Here is a 19,766-nt window from a genome sequence, read left to right on the forward strand (position 1 = left end):
TTCGTTATCCAGTGCCTGCGCCGTCTGCGGCCGCGGGCGGCGATGGGTCAGCGATACGTGTCTCGCCCATTCAGCGCCGACCGGCGTCGCCACTCCCGATGAAGCGAACCGAGAGAAGAGAGGAGCCGGCTTACAGCTCGACGGCTTCCTTGTTCCCGAGCGACTCGGGCACGGTGAACCGGATGCTGGTCGTCGCCCCAGCCATCGTGTTGATCTTGATCGTCACTTCGGAGCCCTCCTCGAGGTTGCCCGCGGCGAAGTCGTTGACGTCGAAGATGTACTGCAGGCGGTCGTCGTTGTCGTTGAGGACGGGCGCGCTCGCGTCGCTGTCCTTGACGACATCGTAGGTGAACACGTCACCGCTGGCGGCCGACGTGTTGTCGAAGTCGCTCGCGGCGATGAGCTGGTACGTTCCGCTCGGACCGATCCACGTCACCGTCGTGTTCTGCAGGTCGATCTCCCCGGCGCCGGCACCCGGCGTGACCGTCACGTTGACGAAGTCGACGGTGTCGCCGCTGACGTTCCCGACGGTCGCGACCTCCTGCACGCGGTCGCTGACCTGTTTACTGCTCTGTTGGCCCGTTTCCTGCGACTTGCTCTGAAGGAAGCCGGCGGTGTTGATCAGGACGCCGGCGGCGATCGCCGCCACCAGCACCATTGCGATGAACACGATGAGCGTCCCGATGCCCACCTGCCCGCGCTCTTCTTCGTCCGTAATGAACTCGAACATTGGTTGGTTGTCCACTCCCAGTATCGGAGTGTCTCGGCGTACCGATACCGTACATTAATCGCTACTGCTCTAATTATTAGAATAGATACTTATGCTGTACGGAGATGCACGTCGGATCGACGGACAGTTGTGTCCCCTAGGCGCACCCCGACCCGAGCGAGATGTCCGACGCCACGCGGCTCGTCGTCGTCTGCGGTCTTCTGGGTGCGGGCAAGACCACGGTCGCGGAGGCGGTCACCGACCGCGTCGACGCGACGATGATCCGGACCGATATCGTCCGAAAGGACCTGTTCTCCGACCCCGAGTACACGAGCGATGAATCGCAGCGGACCTACGACGCAGTGTTCGATCGCGCGTCGTCGACGCTCGCCGACGGAACGTCGCTCGTCCTTGACAGGACGTTCCGCCACGCGGCCCGGCGGGACCGGGCGCGCTCGGTCGCCGCCGGCGCCGCCGGCGCCGACGCGCCGCTCGACCTGCTCCGGGTCGCCTGCGACGAGCCGACCACGAAGACCCGGATCGGATCGCGGGAGGGCGACGCCTCCGACGCCGACGTGGCGGTGTACGACCTCCTCAGTGAGGAGTTCGAACCGATCGACGACCCGCTCGTCGTCGACAACTCGGGCGATCTCGACGCGACCCTCGCGCGCGTCAGAGAGCTGTTCTGAGTCCGGACGGTGCCGTCGGGACCGACCCGGATCATCGACCGGAGTCCGTCGACGACACCGCGAGACCGAAGGCTTTTGCTCGGTGCACGGCTGGCGTTCACCGATGAGCACACGCGCGGTCGAGTTGGTCCTCGCGGGCGTCCTCCTGTTCGGGCTCACTGTCGCCGGCAGCGCGCTGGCCGCGCCGGATCGCTCGACCGCCCCCGCGGCCGCTGACGGGACCGAGCGCGCGACGCTCGTGGGGTCGCAGGGCGGCGGGACGGGTTGGCACGAGTACGGCAGCGTCTACCTCCTCAACGGCACCGACGTGGAGTGGCGCGAGGGCTCCGCGAACAGCTACTTCGACGTGCAGCGCCTCCCCGACGGCCGCGTGCTCGCGGGGTTCATGGACGGGGGGTACGAGGAGTGCGGCCCCTACCAAGCGCCGTGTACCCGAACCGGCTTCCGGATCATCGACCCCGACGCCGACGGCGGCCCGAGGGTCGTCGAGGAGTACAGCTTCCCCGTGCGCTCACAGTCGAACAGCGAGGTCCACGACGCCGAGCCCCTCCCAGGCGGCCGGTTCGTCATGACCGACATGGACCACGAGCGGATCCTGGTCGTCGAGGACAGCGCGGTGACGTGGACGTGGAACGCCTCCACGCTCTACGACGCGCCCGCCGACCCGACGCGCACCGACTGGCTCCACATCAACGACGTCGACCGCATCGGCGAGGACCGGTTCCTCGTGTCTGTCCGCAACGCGAACCAGTTGGCGATCGTCGAGCGCACCGACGACGGCGGCAGCGAGGTCGTCGAGATCATCAACGAGGACGCCGAGGGCTCCTCGGACGACTCCTGCACCGGGAACGGGCAGCTGCGCGACACCGACGGCGACGGCGACGTTCGCTGCGGCGACCCGGCGATTTTGAACCACCAGCACAACCCGCAGTGGCTGGGCGACGGCGCGGTGCTCGTGGCGGACTCCGACAACGACCGCGTGGTCGAACTCCACCGGAGCGACGACGGCGACTGGGAGGTCGCGTGGGTCGTCGGGAGCGTCGACGGCCGATCGCTCCACTGGCCGCGCGATGCCGACCGCCTCGCGAACGGACACACGCTGATCACGGACACGCTGAACAAGCGGATCGTCGAGATCGACGAGAACGGCACCGCCGTCTGGTCGTACCCGACCGAGCGGATCCCGTACGAGGCCGACCGCGTCCCGCGAGAGTACCAGGGGAGCGAGCGCGACCTCCCGCTGGCGACCGGCGACGGCGTGACCCTCGACGGCGGGGAGGCGAGCGAGTCTGGCGTCCCCGTGCTGTCGACGCTCGTCGTCGGCGTCCGCGCGGCCGCGCCGTGGGCGCCCGTCTGGTTCGGCGAGACGCAGGTCGGGCTCACGCTCGTGTCGCTCGCGCTCGTGCTCGCGGGCGGCGCCACCGCGGTTCGAGCCCGGCTGCGCGGCTGAGACTGCGACGGCGCGACTTCTGTCACGCTTTTCCCGACGGCGCACCGACCCGACCCCGATGACCGACGACAGCGACGCCGGCCGCGGAGGTGCCGCCGGCGGCGACGGAGCTAGGGACGACCTCGCGTGGGAGACGTTCGGCGGCGACACCGACTACTCGTGTCCCGGGTTCGACGTGCGCCGCGACGACGTTCGCCTGCCCGACGGCACCGAGACCGACTTCCACTACGTCGACGAGCCGCCGGCGGTGGTGATCCTCCCGTTCACACCCGACGGCGACGTGGTGCTCGTCGAGGAGTGGCGACAGGCCGTCGGGCGGGTGAACCGCGGGCTCCCGGCCGGAACCGTCGAGGACGACGACGCGGACCTCGCGGCCGCGGCGCGGCGGGAGCTGCGCGAGGAGACCGGCCACGAGGCCGCGTCGGTCGAGCGACTCCTGACGGTCGAGCCGGCGAACGGCTTCGCCAACTCCGTTCACCATTACTTCCTCGCGCGCGAGTGCACCCAGGCCGCTGAGGCGGACCTCGATCTCGACTTCAACGAGAGCATCCGGCCGGTGACGACCGACTACGAGGGCTTCCGCGACGCGGTGTTCGCCGGCGAGGTCCGCGACGGGCGGGCAGTCATCGGCGTGTCGGCGTACGAGAACGGGGACGGGTAGCCGCCCCGAGCGGCCGCGCCCGGGACGCCCGCCGGCGGCGTTGGGAGCATCGAAGCGGCGAGGGCGCGGCCCCCGAGCGGCAAGGGTCTTGACGCCCCCGGCCGTACCGGGGGTATGGTCACAGTTCCCGCGAACGTCCGCGCCGTCGCGAGCGGCTACGGCCTCGGTATCGGCGGCGCGGTGCTCGCGCTCGCGCTCTCGCTGGTCGGCGTCCTCGCGCTCACGCTCGCGGGGGTCGCGTCGCTGCCGGCCCGGCTCGGCGTGCTGCTGGTGCTCGGTCAGTACGTCCCGTTCATCGGCTTCCCCCTCGCGTACCTCCGCTGGCGCGGCTTCGACTGGGCCGGCGTCCGCGAGTACTTCGGGATCGAGGTGCCCTCGCTGCGCGAACTCGCACTCGTCGTCGTCGGCTTTCTCGCCGTGCTCACGCTCACCCTCGGCACCGCCATCGTCGTGACCGAGGTGCTCGGGCTGACGCCGGCGAGCAACTCCGCCGGCGAGCTCGCCCAGGACGTGCCCTCGCTGGTGCCGGTGCTCGTCCTCGCCTCGCTGCTCGTCATCGGCCCCAGCGAGGAGACGCTGTTCCGCGGCACCGTCCAGAACCGCCTGCGCGAGACGCTCCCGGCGCCGGCCGCGATCGTGTTGACGGCCGCGCTGTTCGCCGCGGTCCACGTCACCGCGCTCACGGGGTCGCTCGGCGCCCGCGCGACGACGATCGTAATCTTGTTCATCCCCAGCCTCGTGTTCGGTCTCGTCTACGAGCACACGCGAAACCTCGTCGTGCCAGCGCTGATCCACGGGATCTGGAACTCGTTCGTCTTCCTCTCCATCTACGCGAGCGTCGCGCTCGGCGACGGGACGGGCTCGGGCGCGGCCGCCGTGGTCCCGCTCGTGTGAGGCTCGTCGGCGGGTGACGCGTCTCCGGGTCGCGGGACCGCGATCCCGCCGCGGTCGTCGCGACCGTCGAGCGATACCCTTACTCGCGTCCCCGGACACTCCCGGACGTGCGCGACCACTTCGAGATCCGGGACCACGACGCCGCCGGCCGCATCGGGGAGTTGACCGTCCCCCGCGCCGGCGTCACCGTCGAGACCCCCGCTCTCCTCCCGGTGATCAACCCCAACATCGAGACGATCGACCCGGGCCGCCTCCGCTCGGAGTTCGGCGCGGACATGCTGATCACCAACTCCTACATCATCCGCACGACCGACGACGTGCGCGAACAGGCGCTGGAGGAGGGGCTCCACGAGCTGCTGGGCTTCGACGGGGCGATCATGACCGACTCGGGAAGCTTCCAGTTGGCCGAGTACGGCGAGATCGACACGACGACGACGGAGATTCTGGAATTCCAGCGCGACATCGGCAGCGACATCGGCACGCCCGTCGACATTCCCACGCCGCCGGACGCGAGTCGCGAGCGGGCCGAGTCCGACCTCGAGGTCACCCGTCGGGCGCTCGCGGACGCCGAGGCCGTCGACGCCGGCGACATGCTGGTCAACGCACCGGTGCAGGGCAGCACGTACCCGGATCTCCGCGAGCGGGCCGGACGGGAGGCCGCTGCGACGGACCTCGACGTGTTCCCGGTCGGCGCGGTCGTCCCGATGATGAACGGCTACCGCTACGACGCCATGGTCGACGCCGTCGCCGCCGCGAAGCGCGGCCTCGCGGAGGACTGCCCCGTCCACCTGTTCGGCGCGGGCCACCCGATGATGTTCGCGCTGGCGGTCGCGCTCGGCTGTGACCTGTTCGACTCCGCGGCGTACGCGCTGATGGCGCGCGACGGGCGCTACCTCACGGTGTCCGGCACGGAGCAGTTGGACGACCTCGACTACCTCCCGTGTTCGTGTCCAATCTGCCACGAGCATACGCCCGATGAACTCCGTGATACGGAGGGTGACAAGCAGGAGCGACTGCTCGCCGAGCACAACCTCCACGTCACCTTCGAGGAACTCCGGCGCGTGAAGCAGGCCATCCGCGACGGCGACCTGCTGGAGCTCGTCGAGAAGCGCGCCCGCGGCCACCCCGCGATGCTCGACGGCTACCGCGCGCTGCTGGCGCACGCCGACCAACTGGAACGTATCGACAGCGCCTCGAAGGGCACGTTCTTCGACGTCTCTCACGAGTCGGCCGACCGACCCGAGGTCCGTCGCCACCACGACCGCCTCGCGCGCCTGTCGGTGCCCGACTCGCTGCTGTGTTCGGAGTACGGCGAGCCCTCGGAGCACGACTACGACGCGGTGTGGCGGGTCGTCCCGCCCTTCGGCCCATTCCCGCGCGCGCTCTCGGAGACGTACCCGCTCACCGCAGAGGTGCCCGACCGCACCGACGCCGCCGCCGAACGCGCCGCCGCCGAGGGCATCGCGGCGCTCGCGGCGGCGAACCCCGACGCCGAGATCACCCTCGCTCACCGCGACTGGGGCGCCGAGGCGCTGGGGGTCGTTCCCGAGTCGGTGACGCTGGAGGACCTGCACGCGGGCCCCGACGGCGAGCACGCGCCTGCGAGCGAGGGTACGGCCGAATCCCGAAGCGAAAGCGAATAACGGCCCGACCGCGGATACCGGGCCATGACCGACTACTTCGAGGTCCACGAGCGGGACGGGGCCGCCCGAATCGGGGAACTCCGCCTCGATTCGCCCCTGCGGACCCCGGCGCTCGCGGACGACGTGGTCCGCGACGCCGGGTCGCTGTGGAACCGCGAGCGCGACCTCCTGGACGGGGACGACGCCGCGCTCACGATCCTCCCGCACCGCGCGTACCCGGCCGGCACGCGCGAGGAGGTCATAGACGCGTTCGCCCCCGACTACGCCGATTCGGCCGCCGCCGTCGACGGCCCGACCGCCGCCGTGATCACGAGCGACGCGCCCGCCGCCGGCGACGCCGCCGACGCGGGGGTCGACGCCTACGTACTCTCGAACGCACAGGGCGTCGTCGGCCACGCCTCGGCGTTCGTCGACGCGGTCGTCGACGTGCGCGAGACGGTCCCCGCCGACACCGCGCTGTACCTCTCCGGGGTCGCCACGCCGCTGAACGTCGCCACGCTCGCGTACGCCGGCGTCGACCTCGTCGACGCCAAGCGCGCGCGGGTGAAGGGAAGCCAGGGGAAGTACCTCACCGACGAGGGCGAACGCTTCCTGGAGGACCTGGACGAACTGCCGTGCTCGTGTCCCGTCTGTCAGGTGCCCCGCGAGGAGTTCGACCGCGCCGCCTGCGAGGAACACAACGTGAACGCGCTGGAGGCGGAACTGCGTCGCGTCCGCCGACGCATCCGCGAGGGTCGCCTCCGCGACTACGTCGAGGGGCAGGCCCGACACGAGCAGTGGCTCACGGCGACGTTCCGGGAGTTCGACCAGCAGTACGGCTACACCGAGGCGCGCGCGCCGGTCGCCCGCAACAACGAACTCACGGCCGCCACCGGCGACACCATCCGCCGGCCGGAGATCCAGCGGTTCGCCCAGCGCGTCTCCGAGCGCTACGTCAACCGCTTCCGCAACCCCCTCGTGCTGGTGCCGTGTTCGGCCAGGAAGCCGTACTCCGAGAGCCAGAGCCACGGGCAGTTCCACGACGCGATCCAGTTCCGCGCACATCTCGCGTCGATGACCTCGCCCATCGGCGTCGTCCCGCAGGAACTCGAACTCACCTACCCCGCCCAGCACTACGACACCGTCGTGACGGGGCGCTGGAGCGAGGACGAAAAGGAGTTCGTCGCCGAGGTCCTGCGCCGCTACCTCGAACGCAACGAGTACCCGCGCGTCATCGCGCACGTCCCCGAGGACGGCTACCGCGACATCTGCGAGCGCGTCGAGAAAGCGGTCGACGTGCCCTTCGAGTACACCGTCGAGGACCACCCGACGACGACCGAGTCCATCGGGAACCTCATGTCGACGCTCGACGGCGAACTGAAGTACTCGAAACGCGAGCGCCAGCACAACACCGTCCGGGCCATCGCCGACTACATGCTCGGCGACGGCGCCGGCGACGACCTGTTCGACGAACTGAACACGCGCTCGCGGTACCCCAAGCTTCAGGTCCGCGACGACGACGAGGAACTGCTTGCGACGATGGTCCCCACCTACGGCGCGCTGGCGTTCACCCTCGCGGGCGCCCGCCGGTGGGTCGACAGCGACGCGCCGACCAAGACCGTCGAGATCGACGCGTTCGTCCCGCAGGGGAGCGTACTCGCGCCCGGCGTCGTCGACGCGGACGACGGCATCCGCGTCGGCGACGAGGTCGTCGTCGAGGGACCGGCGGCGTTCGCCGTCGGCCGCGCGGAGATGCACGGCGCGGAGATGCGGTCGTCGACCCGCGGCGTCGCCGTCGACGTTCGCCACAGCGAGGAGCTGTAGGGCGGGCGGTCCGGCACCACCCACGCCCCTGTCGTTGCCGCGTCGCCTCCGGCCGCCCCGCCCGCGAAGCGAACGCATACAACGCTCCCCCCGAATCCTCGCGTATGACAGACGACGACGCGACGGCGGGAACGCGCGTCGGCGTCGACGTGGGCGGCACGTTCACGGACCTCGTGACGGTCCGGGACGGCCGGGTCCGCGTCGACAAGACGCCGTCGACGCCCGCAGCACCCGACGAGGGCGTGGTGACCGGCCTCCGCGGGGTCGACGCCCCGCTTTCGGAGGTGGGCTTTCTCGGCCACGGGACGACCGTCGCGACGAACGCCGTGCTGGAGGGCGAGTGGGCCGACACCGCGCTGGTCACGACCGAGGGCTTCCGCGACGCCCTGGAGATCGGCCGCCAGACGCGCCCGGACATCTACGACTTCGAGGCGACCAAGCCCGACCCGGTGGTCCCGCGCGACCGCCGGTTCGAGGTGCCAGAGCGGGTCGACGAGCGCGGCGAGGTGCTCCGCCACCTCGACGAGGCCGCCGTCCGCGACCGCGCCCGCGACCTCCGGGAGTCGGGCGTTGACTCCGTCGCCGTCTCCCTGCTGTTCTCCTTCGAGCACCCCGCCCACGAGCGTCGCGTCCGCGAGATCCTGCGCGAGGAGGGCGTCGACGCCAGCGTCTCGCTCTCCTCTGACGTGCTCCCGGAGATCCGCGAGTACGAGCGTACCCTGACGACCGCGATGAACGCCGCGCTCAAGCCCGTGATTGACGCGTACCTCGGGTCGCTTGCGGACGCGGTCGCGGACCTCGGGATCGACGCGCCCCTCCGGGTGATGGGGTCGAACGGCGGGCTGATGGCGGCCGACGCCGCCCGCGAACGCCCCGTCGACACCCTCCTCTCGGGCCCCGCGGCGGGCGTCCGCAGCGCCACCCACGTCGCCGAGCGCCGCGGCGTCGACGACCTGATCACGATAGACATGGGCGGCACCTCCTGTGACGTGAGCCTCGTGCGCGACGGCGACCCGCTGGTCACGACAGACACCGAGGTCGGCGACTACCCCGTCTCGGTGCCGACCGTCGACATCCACACCGTCGGCGCCGGCGGCGGCTCGATCGGCCACGTCGACGCGGGCGGCGCCCTGCGGGTCGGCCCGCGCTCGGCGGGCGCACAGCCCGGCCCCGTCTGCTACAACCGCGGCGGCACCGAGCCGACCGTCACCGACGCCCACCTCGTGCTCGGCCGGATCGACCCCTCGGGCTTCCTCCCGGACGCGCTCGGCCGCGACGCCGACGCCGTCCGCGACGCCTTCGCCCCGCTGGCGGAGGCCGTCGCCGGCGACTCCGACGCGACCGAGGCCGCCGCACGCGGCCTGCTCGACGTGGCGAACGCGAACATGCGCCGGGCGCTGCGCGTCGTCAGCGTCGAGCGCGGCTACGACCCCCGCGAGTTCGCGCTCGTCGCCTTCGGCGGCGCGGGGCCGCTACACGCGACCGCGCTCGCGGACGCGCTGGAGGTTCCCGAGGTCGTCGTCCCGCGGGCCGCGGGCGTCCTCTCGGCGCTCGGGCTGCTCATCAGCGACGTGGTGTACGACTACTCCACGTCGATGGTGCGCCGCTGGGACGACGTGGATCCGGCGGCCCTCCGCGACGCCTACGGCGAGTTCGAGGCCGAGGGCCGGGCGGAACTGCGCGACGCCGGCCGCGCGGACGACGCGATGGCGTTCGAGCGCACGCTCGACCTGCGCTACGCCGGGCAGTCGTTCGACCTGTCGGTGCCCGTCGAGGGCGACCTCGCGGGCGACGAACTCGACGCGGTCACCGAGCGCTTCCACGCGGCCCACGAGCGCCGGTACGGCCACGCCTCGCCCGAGGAGCCCGTGGAACTGGTGACCGTCAGACTCCGCGCCCGTGGGCTCGTCGAACCGCCCGAACTCGCGGTCGAGGAGCGCGACGGCGACCCCGACGACGCGATCCGGACGACCCGTCGGGTCGGCTTCGGCGACGGCGACCGCGACACGCCGGTGTACGACCGCCGGCGCCTGCCGACGGACGCGGCGTTCGACGGGCCCGCCGTCGTCGAGGGGAAAGAGAGCACCGTCGTCGTCCACCCCGGCCAGCGGGCGCGCGTGGACGGCGACGCGAACCTGGTCGTCGAGACCGGGGGTGACGGCGCATGAGCGACGACGGAGCCGGCGGCGGCGCCGCCGACGGCGCGGACGCGGGCGACGCCAGCGGCGTCGACTCGGTCACCCTCGAGGTGATCCGCAACGGCTGTGAGGCGGTCGCCGAGGAGATGAACGCGACGCTCGTGCGGACGGGCTACTCGCCCAACATCAAGGAGCGCCGGGACTGCTCGACGGCGCTGTTCGACGCCGACGGCGAGATGATCGCGCAGGCGGAGACGATGCCGGTCCACCTCGGCGCGATGCCGTACTCGGTCGCTGCGGCGGTCGAGGCGTTCCCGCCGGAGTCGCTCTCGCCGGGCGACTCGGTGCTGCTGAACGACCCGTTCCGCGGCGGCGCGCACCTCCCGGACCTGACGCTGGTGACGCCGATATTCGGCGACGGGGCGACCGGCGAGGGAGAGGCCGGCGAGGGAGGGGCCGGCGAGGTGGCGAACGAGGTGATCGCCTTCGCCGCGAACCGCGCACACCACGCCGACATCGGCGGGTCGACCGCCGGGTCGGTCGCCGCGGACTCGACGGAGATCTACCAGGAGGGGCTACGCATCCCGCCGGTGAAGTTCGAGGAGGGGACCGGGGAGGTCGCCGAGGACGGAACACCCGAGGGCGAGGTGCGCGAGGACATGTTGTCGATGATCCTCGCGAACGTCAGGACGCCCGAGGAGCGCCGCGGCGACCTCCGCGCGCAGGTGGCCGCCAACGCGACCGGGCGGCGTCGATTCCGGGAGTTGGCGGCCGAACACGGCGACGACCTCGCGCCCGCGCTGGCGGAGATCAAGGACTACTCCGAGCGCCGGATGCGCGCCGAACTCTCAGAGCTGCCGGACGGCAGCTACGAGTTCGCCGACGCGCTCGACGACGACGGCCGCGGCAACGAGGACCTGGTCGTCGACGTGACACTCACCGTCGCCGGCGACGAGGTGACCGTCGACTTCACCGGGACGGCCGACCAGACCGAGGGACCGATAAACGCGGTCCTCGCGGTGACCGCGTCGGCGACGTACTACGCCGTCCGCTGCGTGACGGACCCGGACATCCCGCCGAACCACGGCTGTTACCGCCCGATCGAGGTCGTCGCGCCCGAGGGGACCATCGTGAACCCGAGGCTCCCCGCGGCGGTCGTCGGCGGCAACCTGGAGACGAGCCAGCGCGTCACCGACGTGGTGTTGGGCGCGCTCGCGAAGGCGGACCCAGAGGGCGTCGTCGCCGCCTGCCAGGGCACGATGAACAACGTCACGCTCGGCGGCACCGACCCGCGGGGCGACGACCCGACGCCGTACGCCTTCTACGAGACGCAGGGCGGCGGCTTCGGCGGTCGCGCGGGCGGGGACGGGATGGACGGCGTCCACGTCCACATGAGCAACACGCTGAACACGCCCGCCGAAGTGCTGGAGACGGCCTACCCCCTCCGGATCGAGCGCTACGAACTCCGCACCGACTCCGCCGGCGCGGGCGCACACCGCGGCGGCCTCGGCCTCCGGCGCGACATCCGCGTCCGCGACCACACCGCCCGCTTCAGCCTGCTCGCCGAGCGCCACGAGTCGCACCCGTACGGCCTCGCCGGCGGCGGCGAGGGGGCGAACGGCGCGGCGTACCTGGTGGACAGCGCGGGCGACGAACTCGAACGGCTGCCCGCAAAGCACACCCGCGACCTCCCCGCCGGCTCCGTCGTCAGCGTGCGCACGCCCGGCGGCGGCGGCTACGGTGACCCCGCCGAGCGCGACGCCGACGCGATCCGGCGCGACCTCCGCCTCGGGAAATTGACCTCTGAGGCGGCGCGCGAGCGGTACGGGTACGAGGTCGACGGAGATCGTGACGGTGACACGGACGACCGAGACTGACCTGCCGCGGATCAACTCTCCCTCGCCTTCTGATGGCTTCCGGCGTGGGCTGAGACGGACGGCGTGAGTCGAAATAAGGGCTACTGGGAGTGAGAACGTTGTATACAGCCGGTTCGCCGGAGCTCGATCGGCTCGGTCAGGTGAGTCCCCAGAAGAACGCGATCCCGAGGATCGTGACGACCGAAAGGAGGAGTTGTAGCGGGGCACCGACGCGGGCGTAATCCGAGAACTTGTAGCCGCCGGGGCCGTAGACGAAGAGGTTCGTCTGGTAGCCCACGGGCGTGATGAACGCGGTGGACGCGGCGAAGGTGACCGCGAGGATGAACGCGAAGGGATTGCCGCCGACCTCCTGTGCGGTCTTGACGGCGACGGGGATCATGAGGACGACGCTGGCGTTGTTCGAGATGACGCTCGTGATGAGGCCGGTCGCGATGTAGAACACCCACAGAACGCCGATGACGGGCAGGAATGTTCCCGTGAGGGCGATGATCGACCCGATGTACGTCGCTGCGCCCGTCTGTTCAAGCGCGATGCCGAGCGGGATGACTCCCGCCAGGAGGAGAATGACGCTCCAGTCCACCCCGTCGTAGATCTCTCCGGGCTTGATGACGCCGGTGACGACCATGGCGACGACGCCGGCGAGTGCGGTCTGGACGATGCTCACGTCGACAGCGGCGAACGCGTCGATCCCGGTGGCCGAGGCGAGGGGCCCCCAGGGCATACCGACGAGGCCGACGACGGCGATGATGATCCCGACGGCCCACGGGATCTTCTCCGTGCGGTAGTCCGCGGTCTCCGATTCGTGTGCGACGATGAAGTCCGGGTTCGACGAGAGCCGGTCGATGCTGTCGGACGGGGCCTGGACGAGGAGGGTGTCGCCGACGCGGAGTTTGACGTTGTCGAGTCGACTCCGGATCGTCTCACCGCCCGAGCGGAACGCGAGGACGCTCGCGTCGTACCGCTCGCGGAACGAGGAGGTCGTGAGCGTCTCCCCGAGAAGCGAGGAGCCGGACTGGATGACGATCTCGACGAGCGCCTGTGTCTCATCGTCGGTCTCGAGTTCCGAGTCGGTGGGCGGAGTGCCGACGAGATTGAGTCCTTCGAGTTCGCGGAGGGACCCGAGCGTCTCGCGGTCGGTTCGGATCGTGAGGATGTCGCCGGCGCGGATCCGCTTGCCGCCGATCCCCTCGAAGTACGTCTCGCCGTCGCGGAGGATCTGCATGATGTCCGCGTCGAACTGGGACTCGTCGATGGCGTCTGCGACCGTCTTCCCCACGATGGAGGCGTCATCTCGGACGACGACCTCGGTGACGTAGTTCTGGAGTTCGTACTCCTCGATGTAATCCTCTCTGGCGGGGACGCGTTCAGGGAGGAGTCGATGGCCGATCGTCATGAGGTAGATTGACCCGGTGACGAGCACGACGACACCGAGGCCGGTGAAGGTGAACATCGAGAACGACCGACCGATGAGCCGCTCGGAGACGCTCGAGGCGAGAAGGTTCGTGGACGTTCCGATGAGCGTGAGCATCCCGCCGAACATGGAGGCAAACGAGAGCGGGATGAGCAGTTTGGAGGGAGAGGTGTTCCCCTTGTGTGCGAGATCGGAGATGACGGGAACGAGGATCGCGACGACCGGCGTGTTGTTGATGAATCCCGAGACCGGGCCGGCGACGGCGATCGTCGCCCCGAGTTGCTTGCGCTGGCTGTTCCCGGCGAACGTCGCCATCTTCCGCCCGAGGATCTGGACGATGCCGGTCTGACTGATGCCGGTGCTGAGGATGAGCATCGCCAGTACGGCGACGGTCGCAGTGCTGGAGAAGCCGGAGATCCCCTCCGTGACGGAGACGTTCGTCCACGGAGACAGGAGGGTAAGCAAGACGATGGTGAATATCGCCGTGACGTCGATCGGGAGGAGTTCCGTGACGAAAAGAAACAGCACGAGCAGGACGATACCGAACACGACGAGCATGCCCGTCGTAACCGGCGGGATCGTCTCGGCCTGCGCTGGAAGCGCTGCGAGACTCATATCTCGGTTTTCAGATATATGTTCATACGGTAGCTATGAATTCTATATGCATAAGTTATGGTATTCCATCCAGCGCGTTCCCAGCCGTGCATCCGAACGAGTGTCGCGCTCCCGCCGGCTCGGCGTAACGGGTACATCACCGACACCCGTGCACGGCCTTCGCGATCGATGCAGGCACCGGCGCTATCGATCGTCGCGACAGCTACCGGACTCTGCCACGGGGTGAGATATAAATAAAAATGCACAGCACTTCGACATCTGTTCAGGCGCAGGCGTTTCGTATGTCCCCTTTAATTATCATTGTTGTGACGTTGGAGTTCGTCACTTGGTAGACCACGGTTGTTTCTAGACCGTCGACCGCTCCGCTGGAACCGCCATCGCAACTGTACTCATACGAATACGGCATGTTCACTCGAACGTTGACTCCCGAGTTATTGTCGTTCACAACGACCGCATCCGGTTCCCCATAGGTGCTGACGCTACTGCTGGTGATGTAGCTCGCGTTCTCCAGTGTCTGAGTCACACGCGCCTTTTCGGCGCTGAGCGCCCGTTCTCTCGCTTCTTCGTCAGTAACGGGGTCGGTACTACCAATCCCCGCACAGCCAGCACAGGCGATTAGCAGGGAAATTCCTATCAGGGAACCAATTTGCGACGTCACGAGCCACACAGCCGAGAGAACGATTAAATATTTTCTGACAGCTACTGGCTATTACAAAAGAGCAACACCGATCAGTTTGCACACCTTCGTTCCTACCTGCCGGTCGTTTCACGCTGGATTGCCTACGAGGGCTGCGTGCCCAGACAACCGTCACCACACGGGCGAAGACCCTGTGCGCCCGCGACGGGACCGTCCGAGAGCCGATCCCCACACCGTGCACGCGGGCAGCACGGGGCAGGTCCGAATCGGACCGTCGGCGGCACGAAGAGATTTAGCCGCCGGCGCTGGAGGAAGCGAACATGCTCGACGTAGGCGACGACGCTCCCGACGTGACCGCACCGATGGCGACCCCCGAGGCGGCCGCAACCACCGACCGCGGCAGTTACACCAGCGACGACGTGGCCGAGTTCTCCCTCGCGACTGCCCTCGCCGACGGTCCGGTCGTCCTCGCGTTCTATCCCGGCGTGTTCTCGCGCACCTGCACGAAAGAGCTGTGTCAGCTCCGAGATTGGAAGGCCGACCTCTCGGCGCTCGACGCGCCGGTGTACGGCGTCAGCGCCGACACCCCGTGGTCGCTGCTCGCGTTCGTCGACGAGTATGACATCGCGTACCCGCTCGTCTCGGGGTTCAACAACTCGGTGATCGCCGACTTCGGGGTGCGCCGGGAAAGCGGGCTCATGGCGGGAATCGCCGACCGCGCGGTGTTCGTGGTCGCCCCCGACGGAACCGTGACGTACACGTGGCGGGCGACCGAGCCGCTGACGTTCCCGGACACCGACGAGGTGGAGGGGGCGGTCGCGGCGGCCGCCGAGTAGGTCGCCGCCGGCGGCGTCTCGCCGACTCTCGCCCGTGGCGCAAGCTACTCGGTTCCCGACCCGAACTGACTAGTATGCCTCTCGCACCCGAGGACACCCTCCCGACTGAGGGCCTCGTCTGCGTCGTCGGCGCCGGCGGCAAGAAGACGACCCTGTACGCGCTCGCGAACCGGATCGACCGCGCGGTCGTCACCGCGACGGTCCGGATCCCGATCTTCGACGATCACGTCGCGCGCGTCGCGGTGAGCGAGGACCCGCTCGACGCGCTCGACGAGGCGGCGGCATCGGACTTCCCGCTCGGGCTCGTCCCCGAGCGCGAGCGCGACGACCGCTACCTCGGGTACGACCGGGGAGCCGTCGCCGACCTCGCGGCCACCCACGACGGCCCCGTCCTCGTGAAGGCCGACGGCGCGCGGATGCGCGAGTTCAAAGCGCCCAGCGACCGCGAGCCGCAGATCCCCGCGAGCGCCGACGCGGTCGTGCCGATCGCCGCCGCGCACGTCGTCGGCGAACCCCTCACGGACGAGCGGGTCCACCGCCCCGAGCAGGTCGCCGCGATCGCGGGAATCGACGAGGGCGACGAGGTCACGGCCGAAGCGGTCGGAGCGGTGCTCGCGTCGCCAGCGGGCGGGCTGAAGGCCGTCCCCGACGGTGCCGAGGCGGTCGCGCTGGTGAACAAGGTCGACGACGCGGAAGACGAGGCCGTCGCCCGCGAGATCGCCGCCGCGTCGCTCGACGCCGACGCGGCGGGGCGACTCGACCGGGTCGTGCTCGCGGCGCTCGGTGAGGGGCGAATCGTCGACGTGATCGAGGCGTGAGCCGTCCGTCCGGCCCCGCGAGGGATCGGCCGGCTACGACAGCGACGCCGCGGCCGCCTCGAGCTCCTCGACGGTGTTGAGGTTCTCGAAGGTCCGGTCGTCGACGCCGAGCGCGTCGAGGTCGTCGGCGCCCACCTCGGCGTAGTCAAGTTCGAACAGCGGCGCGATGATCTTTCGGTCGCCGCGTTCGAGCGCGGCGTCGCAGGCGTCGGCCATCAGCCCCGCGCGGTACGCCGCGTGGGTCGTCTGGAACCACTGGTCTTCGACGCGGGGGACGACGGCGTTGAGGCGGTCCCCGTCGGCGTTCCCGCGTCCGAACCCGTCGCGCTCGCCGGTGCGCTCGGCGTCGGCGCCGCCCGCCAGCCGGTCGAACAGCGCGTCGACGAGCGACGGGTCGACGAACGGCATATCGCAGGCGACGACGAACGCAGGGGCGTCGGTCCCGCCCCACCCCTCGACGCCGCGGAGAGCGGTCCGGATGCCGGCCATGGGCCCCTCGTCCGGTTCGGGGTCCTCGGCGTAGCGGACGGGGTTCGGGTATCCCTCCATGGCGTCGGCGATCGCCGCGCGCTGGTCCGCGCGGCAGTTGACGACCAGCCGGTCGGTCGCGTCCGCGAGCCGGTCGGCGACGCGCCGGATCATCGGGATGCCCGCGAGGTCGGTCACGGCCTTGTCGCGGTCGCCGAACCGGGTCGAGCGCCCGCCGGCGATGACGGCGGCGTAGCGGATCACGAGTGCACCTGCATCGCGCCGGGTAAAAAGGCCTGCGGGGGGACGGGCGGCGAGCCAGCGGGGCTCGCCCCCTGGCAAACCCTTATCGGCGTCGACCGTTTCCACGCTGACGATGACACGGACCCGGGTGCTTCGCGTCGATCTCTCGGCGGGAGCGCTCGCCTTCGAGGCGGTCCCCGAGGAACGACGCCGCCGTTACCTGGGCGGCAAGGGGCTCGGCGCCCGGTACCTGTACGACGAGCTGTCGCCCGGGGCGGACCCGCGCGGCCCCGAGAACCTGCTCGGGTTCATGCTCGGTCCGCTCTCGGGGGCACTCCCCGGCGAGTCGCGCTACGCCGCGGTGACGAAGTCGCCGCTGACGGGCGCGTTCCTCGACTCCTACTCCGGAGGGACGTTCCCCGACCGCCTCGCCGGATCGCTTCCCGACTGCCTCGGCGTGCTGGTGACGGGCGCAGCCGACGAGCCGACGGCGCTGGTCGTCGGCGACGGCGAGCCGCGACTGGAGTCGGCGGCCGACCTCACGGGCGCCGACACCGTCGAGACGGCCGAGGCGTACCCCGACGCGGCGGTCGCGTGCGTCGGCCCCGCCGGCGAGCGCGAGGTGGCGTACGCGACCATCGCGTCCGACGCCGGCGACCACCACGCGGGCCGCGGCGGCGCCGGCGCGGTGATGGGCTCGAAGCACCTCAAGGCGGTCGTCGCGCACGGCGAGGCGACGGCGGTGCCAGACGAACTCGCCGATCTGCACGCCGAGTACGCCGACGCGTTCGCCGCCGACGACGCCGGCAAGTGGCAGACCGCCGGCGAGACGCTGGAGTCGATCGACTTCGCCGCCGAGGTGGGCGTGTTGCCCGCGAACGGCTGGCGAGACACCGCGAACGAGGTCGGCGACATCGGCATCGAGGCGGCCGCCGAGGCCGCAGTCGAGCGCGAACATCCAGAGGACGACGTGCCCGGGGGCTTTCGCGTCGAGACCGACGACGGCGAGACGGTCCCCCGCGGGGCCGCGCCGATGACGCTCGGCGCGGGGCTGGGGATGGACGACTTCGACGCCGTCGCGGCGCTGGGTGAGGCGTGCGACCGCCTCGGCGTCGACGTGATCACCGCCGGCAACGCCGTCGCGTGGGCGGTCCGCGCGGGCGAGGTCGACTTCGAGTTCGGCGACGAGGAGGGCGCCCGGCGGCTGATCGGGCGGATCGCCCGACGACCGGACGGCGACGAGCTGGCGGACGCGCTCGCGGAGGGCGTCGACGCCGCCGCCGAGCGCTACGGCGCGGGCGACTACGTGCCGACGGTGAAGTCGATGGAGCTGCCCGCGTACGACCCCCGCGGCGCGCTCGGGATGGCGTTGGCGTACGCGACCGCCGACCGCGGGGGCTGTCACCGCCGCGCGCGCCCCATCGAGGAGGAGGTGTTCCGCGAGGACTGGGACACCGCCCGCCGGGTCGAGGCGGTCGTGGGCGCGCAGAACGCCCGCGCGGTGCTGTGGAGCCTCGTCGTCGACGACTTCGCCGGCGAGACGCTGTGGGACGATCTGGGCGCCGAATGGCTCGACGCCCTCGGCGTCCCGCACGACGACCTCCGCCGCGTCGGCGACCGCGTGTGGACGCTCGTGCGCCTGTTCAACGCTCGCGAGGGGTTCGACCGCGCGGCCGACACGCTCCCGCCGCAGTTCGCCGAGCCCCTGCCCGAGGGCGAGGCGCCGGCGGCGGGGCGCGCCGTCGATCCCGAGTCGTTCGAGCGCCTGCTCAACGCTTACTACGCCGCCCGCGGGTGGGACAACCGCGGGCTCCCGACGGCCGACCGGTGTTCGAGGCTGGACCTTCCGACCGACGCGCTCGACCGCCCCGCCGACCGCCCGCAAGCCGACGACTGAGACACCTCAGCGATGCCAGACAAGATCGACCTCGACGAACTCGACGTACAGCCCGACGACGACGACGAGCGGCCCAACCGCGGCGACTGGTTCTGGGGCGACGACGACGGTGACGCCTCTGGGGACCCGAGCGACTCGGAGGACGGACCCAGCGACCTGGAGGACGAACCCAGCGGCGGCGATGGTGACGCGTCGCCGGCAGCCGCCCCGACTGCGGGCGGCGCGGGAGGGACCGACGACGGCGACGGCGGCGGCACTGGCGGCTGGCGCTCGGGCGCCGCCCGCGCGGAGGAGTTGGGCGCCGACGAGCCGGAGCCGACGGAGTACGACGACGACCTGGGCGCGGACCTCTCGTCGTCGACGCCGCGGGTGCCGTACGCGGACGACGACAGGCCCGTCGGCATCCCCCGCGAGGGCGGGGGCGGCGGCGGCGTCTCCGCGGACGCGCGCGAGGAAGAGACGCAACAACAACCTGAGGCGACCGGTCCGCACGGCGAGACGAAAAGCGAGATGACGATGGCGCTGTCGTACCGCGCGGTGCGTTCGCTCGCGAACCTCCACGCCGCGCTCGCGGACGCCGAGACGTGGACCGACTACGTCGGCATCGTCGGCGACGTGGACGCCCACGTGATCAACAAGTTCCAGCGCGACAACCGGCTCGACCTCGACTTCTTCAACGGGACCGGCACCGGGCCGGGCGAGCGGCTGGAGGAGGTCGGACCGAACTCGATGTTCCACGCCGAGCGGATGGTGCTCGTCGGCGTCGAGGCCGCCGGCGAGCGCGCGTGGGCCGAGCGGGCCGACTGGGAGTTCGTTCCGCTCTCGGAGGCCGCGGAGGCGTCGGGGTGGGCGCTCGCAGACGACGCCGAGGCGGGGGCCGGCGACGACGCCGTCGGCGACGATGAGGGCGCGAGCGGGGCCGACGCCACCGGCGGCGACGACGAGGACGGCGACGCCGCGAACTGACGGTCGCGGCG

At 70.7% G+C, this 19,766-nt stretch carries 16 protein-coding genes; 12 read left to right on the forward strand and 4 right to left on the reverse strand.

Features of this window, described 5'->3' with window-relative positions; genetic code table 11:
• Nucleotides 1-130: 130 nt before the first annotated feature.
• Nucleotides 131-730 carry an archaellin/type IV pilin N-terminal domain-containing protein gene (locus BUE16_RS04340; RefSeq protein WP_073307204.1) on the reverse strand — a complete coding sequence of 200 codons (600 nt, stop codon included), beginning with the start codon at nt 728-730 and terminating at the stop codon, nt 131-133.
• A 161-nt stretch (nt 731-891) separates the two neighbouring features.
• On the opposite strand from BUE16_RS04340, the gene BUE16_RS04345 reads away from it, so the two are divergent.
• From BUE16_RS04345 to BUE16_RS04380, 8 genes are all read left to right on the forward strand, one after another.
• Nucleotides 892-1,398, forward strand: a complete 507-nt coding sequence (locus tag BUE16_RS04345; protein WP_073307205.1) for an AAA family ATPase — start codon at nt 892-894, stop codon at nt 1,396-1,398.
• A 103-nt stretch (nt 1,399-1,501) separates the two neighbouring features.
• Nucleotides 1,502-2,848 carry an aryl-sulfate sulfotransferase gene (locus BUE16_RS04350; protein WP_073307206.1) on the forward strand — a complete coding sequence of 449 codons (1,347 nt, stop codon included), beginning with the start codon at nt 1,502-1,504 and terminating at the stop codon, nt 2,846-2,848.
• Nucleotides 2,849-2,906: 58 nt separating this feature from the next.
• Nucleotides 2,907-3,509, forward strand: coding sequence for an NUDIX hydrolase (locus BUE16_RS04355; protein WP_073307207.1), 603 nt, complete (start codon nt 2,907-2,909; stop codon nt 3,507-3,509).
• A 114-nt stretch (nt 3,510-3,623) separates the two neighbouring features.
• Nucleotides 3,624-4,403 carry a CPBP family intramembrane glutamic endopeptidase gene (locus BUE16_RS04360; protein WP_079991493.1) on the forward strand — a complete coding sequence of 260 codons (780 nt, stop codon included), beginning with the start codon at nt 3,624-3,626 and terminating at the stop codon, nt 4,401-4,403.
• 107 nt (nt 4,404-4,510) lie between these two features.
• Nucleotides 4,511-6,046, forward strand: a complete 1,536-nt coding sequence (gene tgtA / locus BUE16_RS04365) for a tRNA guanosine(15) transglycosylase TgtA (RefSeq protein WP_073307209.1) — start codon at nt 4,511-4,513, stop codon at nt 6,044-6,046.
• A 24-nt stretch (nt 6,047-6,070) separates the two neighbouring features.
• Nucleotides 6,071-7,849: an archaeosine synthase subunit alpha gene (gene arcS / locus BUE16_RS04370; RefSeq protein ID WP_073307210.1), complete on the forward strand. Its 1,779-nt coding sequence runs from the start codon at nt 6,071-6,073 to the stop codon at nt 7,847-7,849.
• Between the two features lie 104 nt (nt 7,850-7,953).
• Nucleotides 7,954-10,017 (forward strand): hydantoinase/oxoprolinase family protein, encoded by a 2,064-nt coding sequence (locus BUE16_RS04375; protein WP_073307211.1) that lies wholly within the window; start codon nt 7,954-7,956, stop codon nt 10,015-10,017.
• Nucleotides 10,014-11,864, forward strand: a complete 1,851-nt coding sequence (locus tag BUE16_RS04380; RefSeq protein ID WP_079991494.1) for a hydantoinase B/oxoprolinase family protein — start codon at nt 10,014-10,016, stop codon at nt 11,862-11,864. Before BUE16_RS04375 ends, BUE16_RS04380 begins: the two co-directional genes overlap by 4 nt.
• A 136-nt stretch (nt 11,865-12,000) precedes the next feature.
• Here the strand turns inward: BUE16_RS04380 and BUE16_RS04385 are convergent, their stop codons facing one another.
• Together BUE16_RS04385 and BUE16_RS16240 are read right to left on the reverse strand one after the other, a co-directional pair.
• On the reverse strand, nt 12,001-13,890 hold the full coding sequence (locus tag BUE16_RS04385; RefSeq protein WP_200778370.1) for an SLC13 family permease: 1,890 nt from the start codon (nt 13,888-13,890) through the stop codon (nt 12,001-12,003).
• Nucleotides 13,891-14,152: 262 nt separating this feature from the next.
• The gene (locus tag BUE16_RS16240) at nt 14,153-14,548 is read right to left on the reverse strand and encodes a hypothetical protein (RefSeq protein ID WP_143165363.1); all 396 of its coding nucleotides are present in this window, start codon (nt 14,546-14,548) and stop codon (nt 14,153-14,155) included.
• A 299-nt stretch (nt 14,549-14,847) separates the two neighbouring features.
• On the opposite strand from BUE16_RS16240, the gene BUE16_RS04390 reads away from it, so the two are divergent.
• Nucleotides 14,848-15,363 carry a redoxin domain-containing protein gene (locus BUE16_RS04390; protein ID WP_073307212.1) on the forward strand — a complete coding sequence of 172 codons (516 nt, stop codon included), beginning with the start codon at nt 14,848-14,850 and terminating at the stop codon, nt 15,361-15,363.
• A gap of 74 nt (nt 15,364-15,437) precedes the next feature.
• A complete protein-coding gene (yqeC, locus tag BUE16_RS04395; RefSeq protein ID WP_073307213.1) occupies nt 15,438-16,181 on the forward strand; it encodes a selenium cofactor biosynthesis protein YqeC in 744 nt (247 codons plus the stop codon).
• A gap of 33 nt (nt 16,182-16,214) precedes the next feature.
• Here yqeC and mobA read toward each other — a convergent pair whose 3' ends face one another.
• Entirely contained in the window at nt 16,215-16,910 is a 696-nt protein-coding gene (gene mobA, locus BUE16_RS04400; RefSeq protein WP_073307637.1) for a molybdenum cofactor guanylyltransferase, read from the reverse strand.
• A 115-nt stretch (nt 16,911-17,025) separates the two neighbouring features.
• Here mobA and BUE16_RS04405 point away from each other — a divergent pair, with 115 nt between their 5' ends.
• Together BUE16_RS04405 and BUE16_RS04410 are read left to right on the forward strand one after the other, a co-directional pair.
• Nucleotides 17,026-18,789, forward strand: coding sequence for an aldehyde ferredoxin oxidoreductase family protein (locus BUE16_RS04405; RefSeq protein ID WP_073307214.1), 1,764 nt, complete (start codon nt 17,026-17,028; stop codon nt 18,787-18,789).
• Nucleotides 18,790-18,801: 12 nt separating this feature from the next.
• Nucleotides 18,802-19,755 (forward strand): DUF7124 domain-containing protein, encoded by a 954-nt coding sequence (locus tag BUE16_RS04410; RefSeq protein ID WP_073307215.1) that lies wholly within the window; start codon nt 18,802-18,804, stop codon nt 19,753-19,755.
• Nucleotides 19,756-19,766 lie beyond the last annotated feature (11 nt).

The organism is Halobaculum gomorrense (assembly GCF_900129775.1).
Lineage (GTDB): Archaea > Halobacteriota > Halobacteria > Halobacteriales > Haloferacaceae > Halobaculum > Halobaculum gomorrense.

Excerpts from the sequence above, each read along its gene's own strand:
- BUE16_RS04340 (WP_073307204.1), bottom strand. The coding sequence starts at position 730 with ATGTTCGAGTTCATTACGGACGAAGAAGAGCGCGGGCAGGTGGGCATC.
- BUE16_RS04345 (WP_073307205.1), top strand. The coding sequence starts at position 892 with ATGTCCGACGCCACGCGGCTCGTCGTCGTCTGCGGTCTTCTGGGTGCG.
- BUE16_RS04350 (WP_073307206.1), top strand. The coding sequence starts at position 1,502 with ATGAGCACACGCGCGGTCGAGTTGGTCCTCGCGGGCGTCCTCCTGTTC.
- BUE16_RS04355 (WP_073307207.1), top strand. The coding sequence starts at position 2,907 with ATGACCGACGACAGCGACGCCGGCCGCGGAGGTGCCGCCGGCGGCGAC.
- BUE16_RS04360 (WP_079991493.1), top strand. The coding sequence starts at position 3,624 with ATGGTCACAGTTCCCGCGAACGTCCGCGCCGTCGCGAGCGGCTACGGC.
- arcS (WP_073307210.1), top strand. The coding sequence starts at position 6,071 with ATGACCGACTACTTCGAGGTCCACGAGCGGGACGGGGCCGCCCGAATC.
- BUE16_RS04375 (WP_073307211.1), top strand. The coding sequence starts at position 7,954 with ATGACAGACGACGACGCGACGGCGGGAACGCGCGTCGGCGTCGACGTG.
- BUE16_RS04380 (WP_079991494.1), top strand. The coding sequence starts at position 10,014 with ATGAGCGACGACGGAGCCGGCGGCGGCGCCGCCGACGGCGCGGACGCG.
- BUE16_RS04385 (WP_200778370.1), bottom strand. The coding sequence starts at position 13,890 with ATGAGTCTCGCAGCGCTTCCAGCGCAGGCCGAGACGATCCCGCCGGTT.
- BUE16_RS04390 (WP_073307212.1), top strand. The coding sequence starts at position 14,848 with ATGCTCGACGTAGGCGACGACGCTCCCGACGTGACCGCACCGATGGCG.
- yqeC (WP_073307213.1), top strand. The coding sequence starts at position 15,438 with ATGCCTCTCGCACCCGAGGACACCCTCCCGACTGAGGGCCTCGTCTGC.
- BUE16_RS04405 (WP_073307214.1), top strand. The coding sequence starts at position 17,026 with ATGACACGGACCCGGGTGCTTCGCGTCGATCTCTCGGCGGGAGCGCTC.
- BUE16_RS04410 (WP_073307215.1), top strand. The coding sequence starts at position 18,802 with ATGCCAGACAAGATCGACCTCGACGAACTCGACGTACAGCCCGACGAC.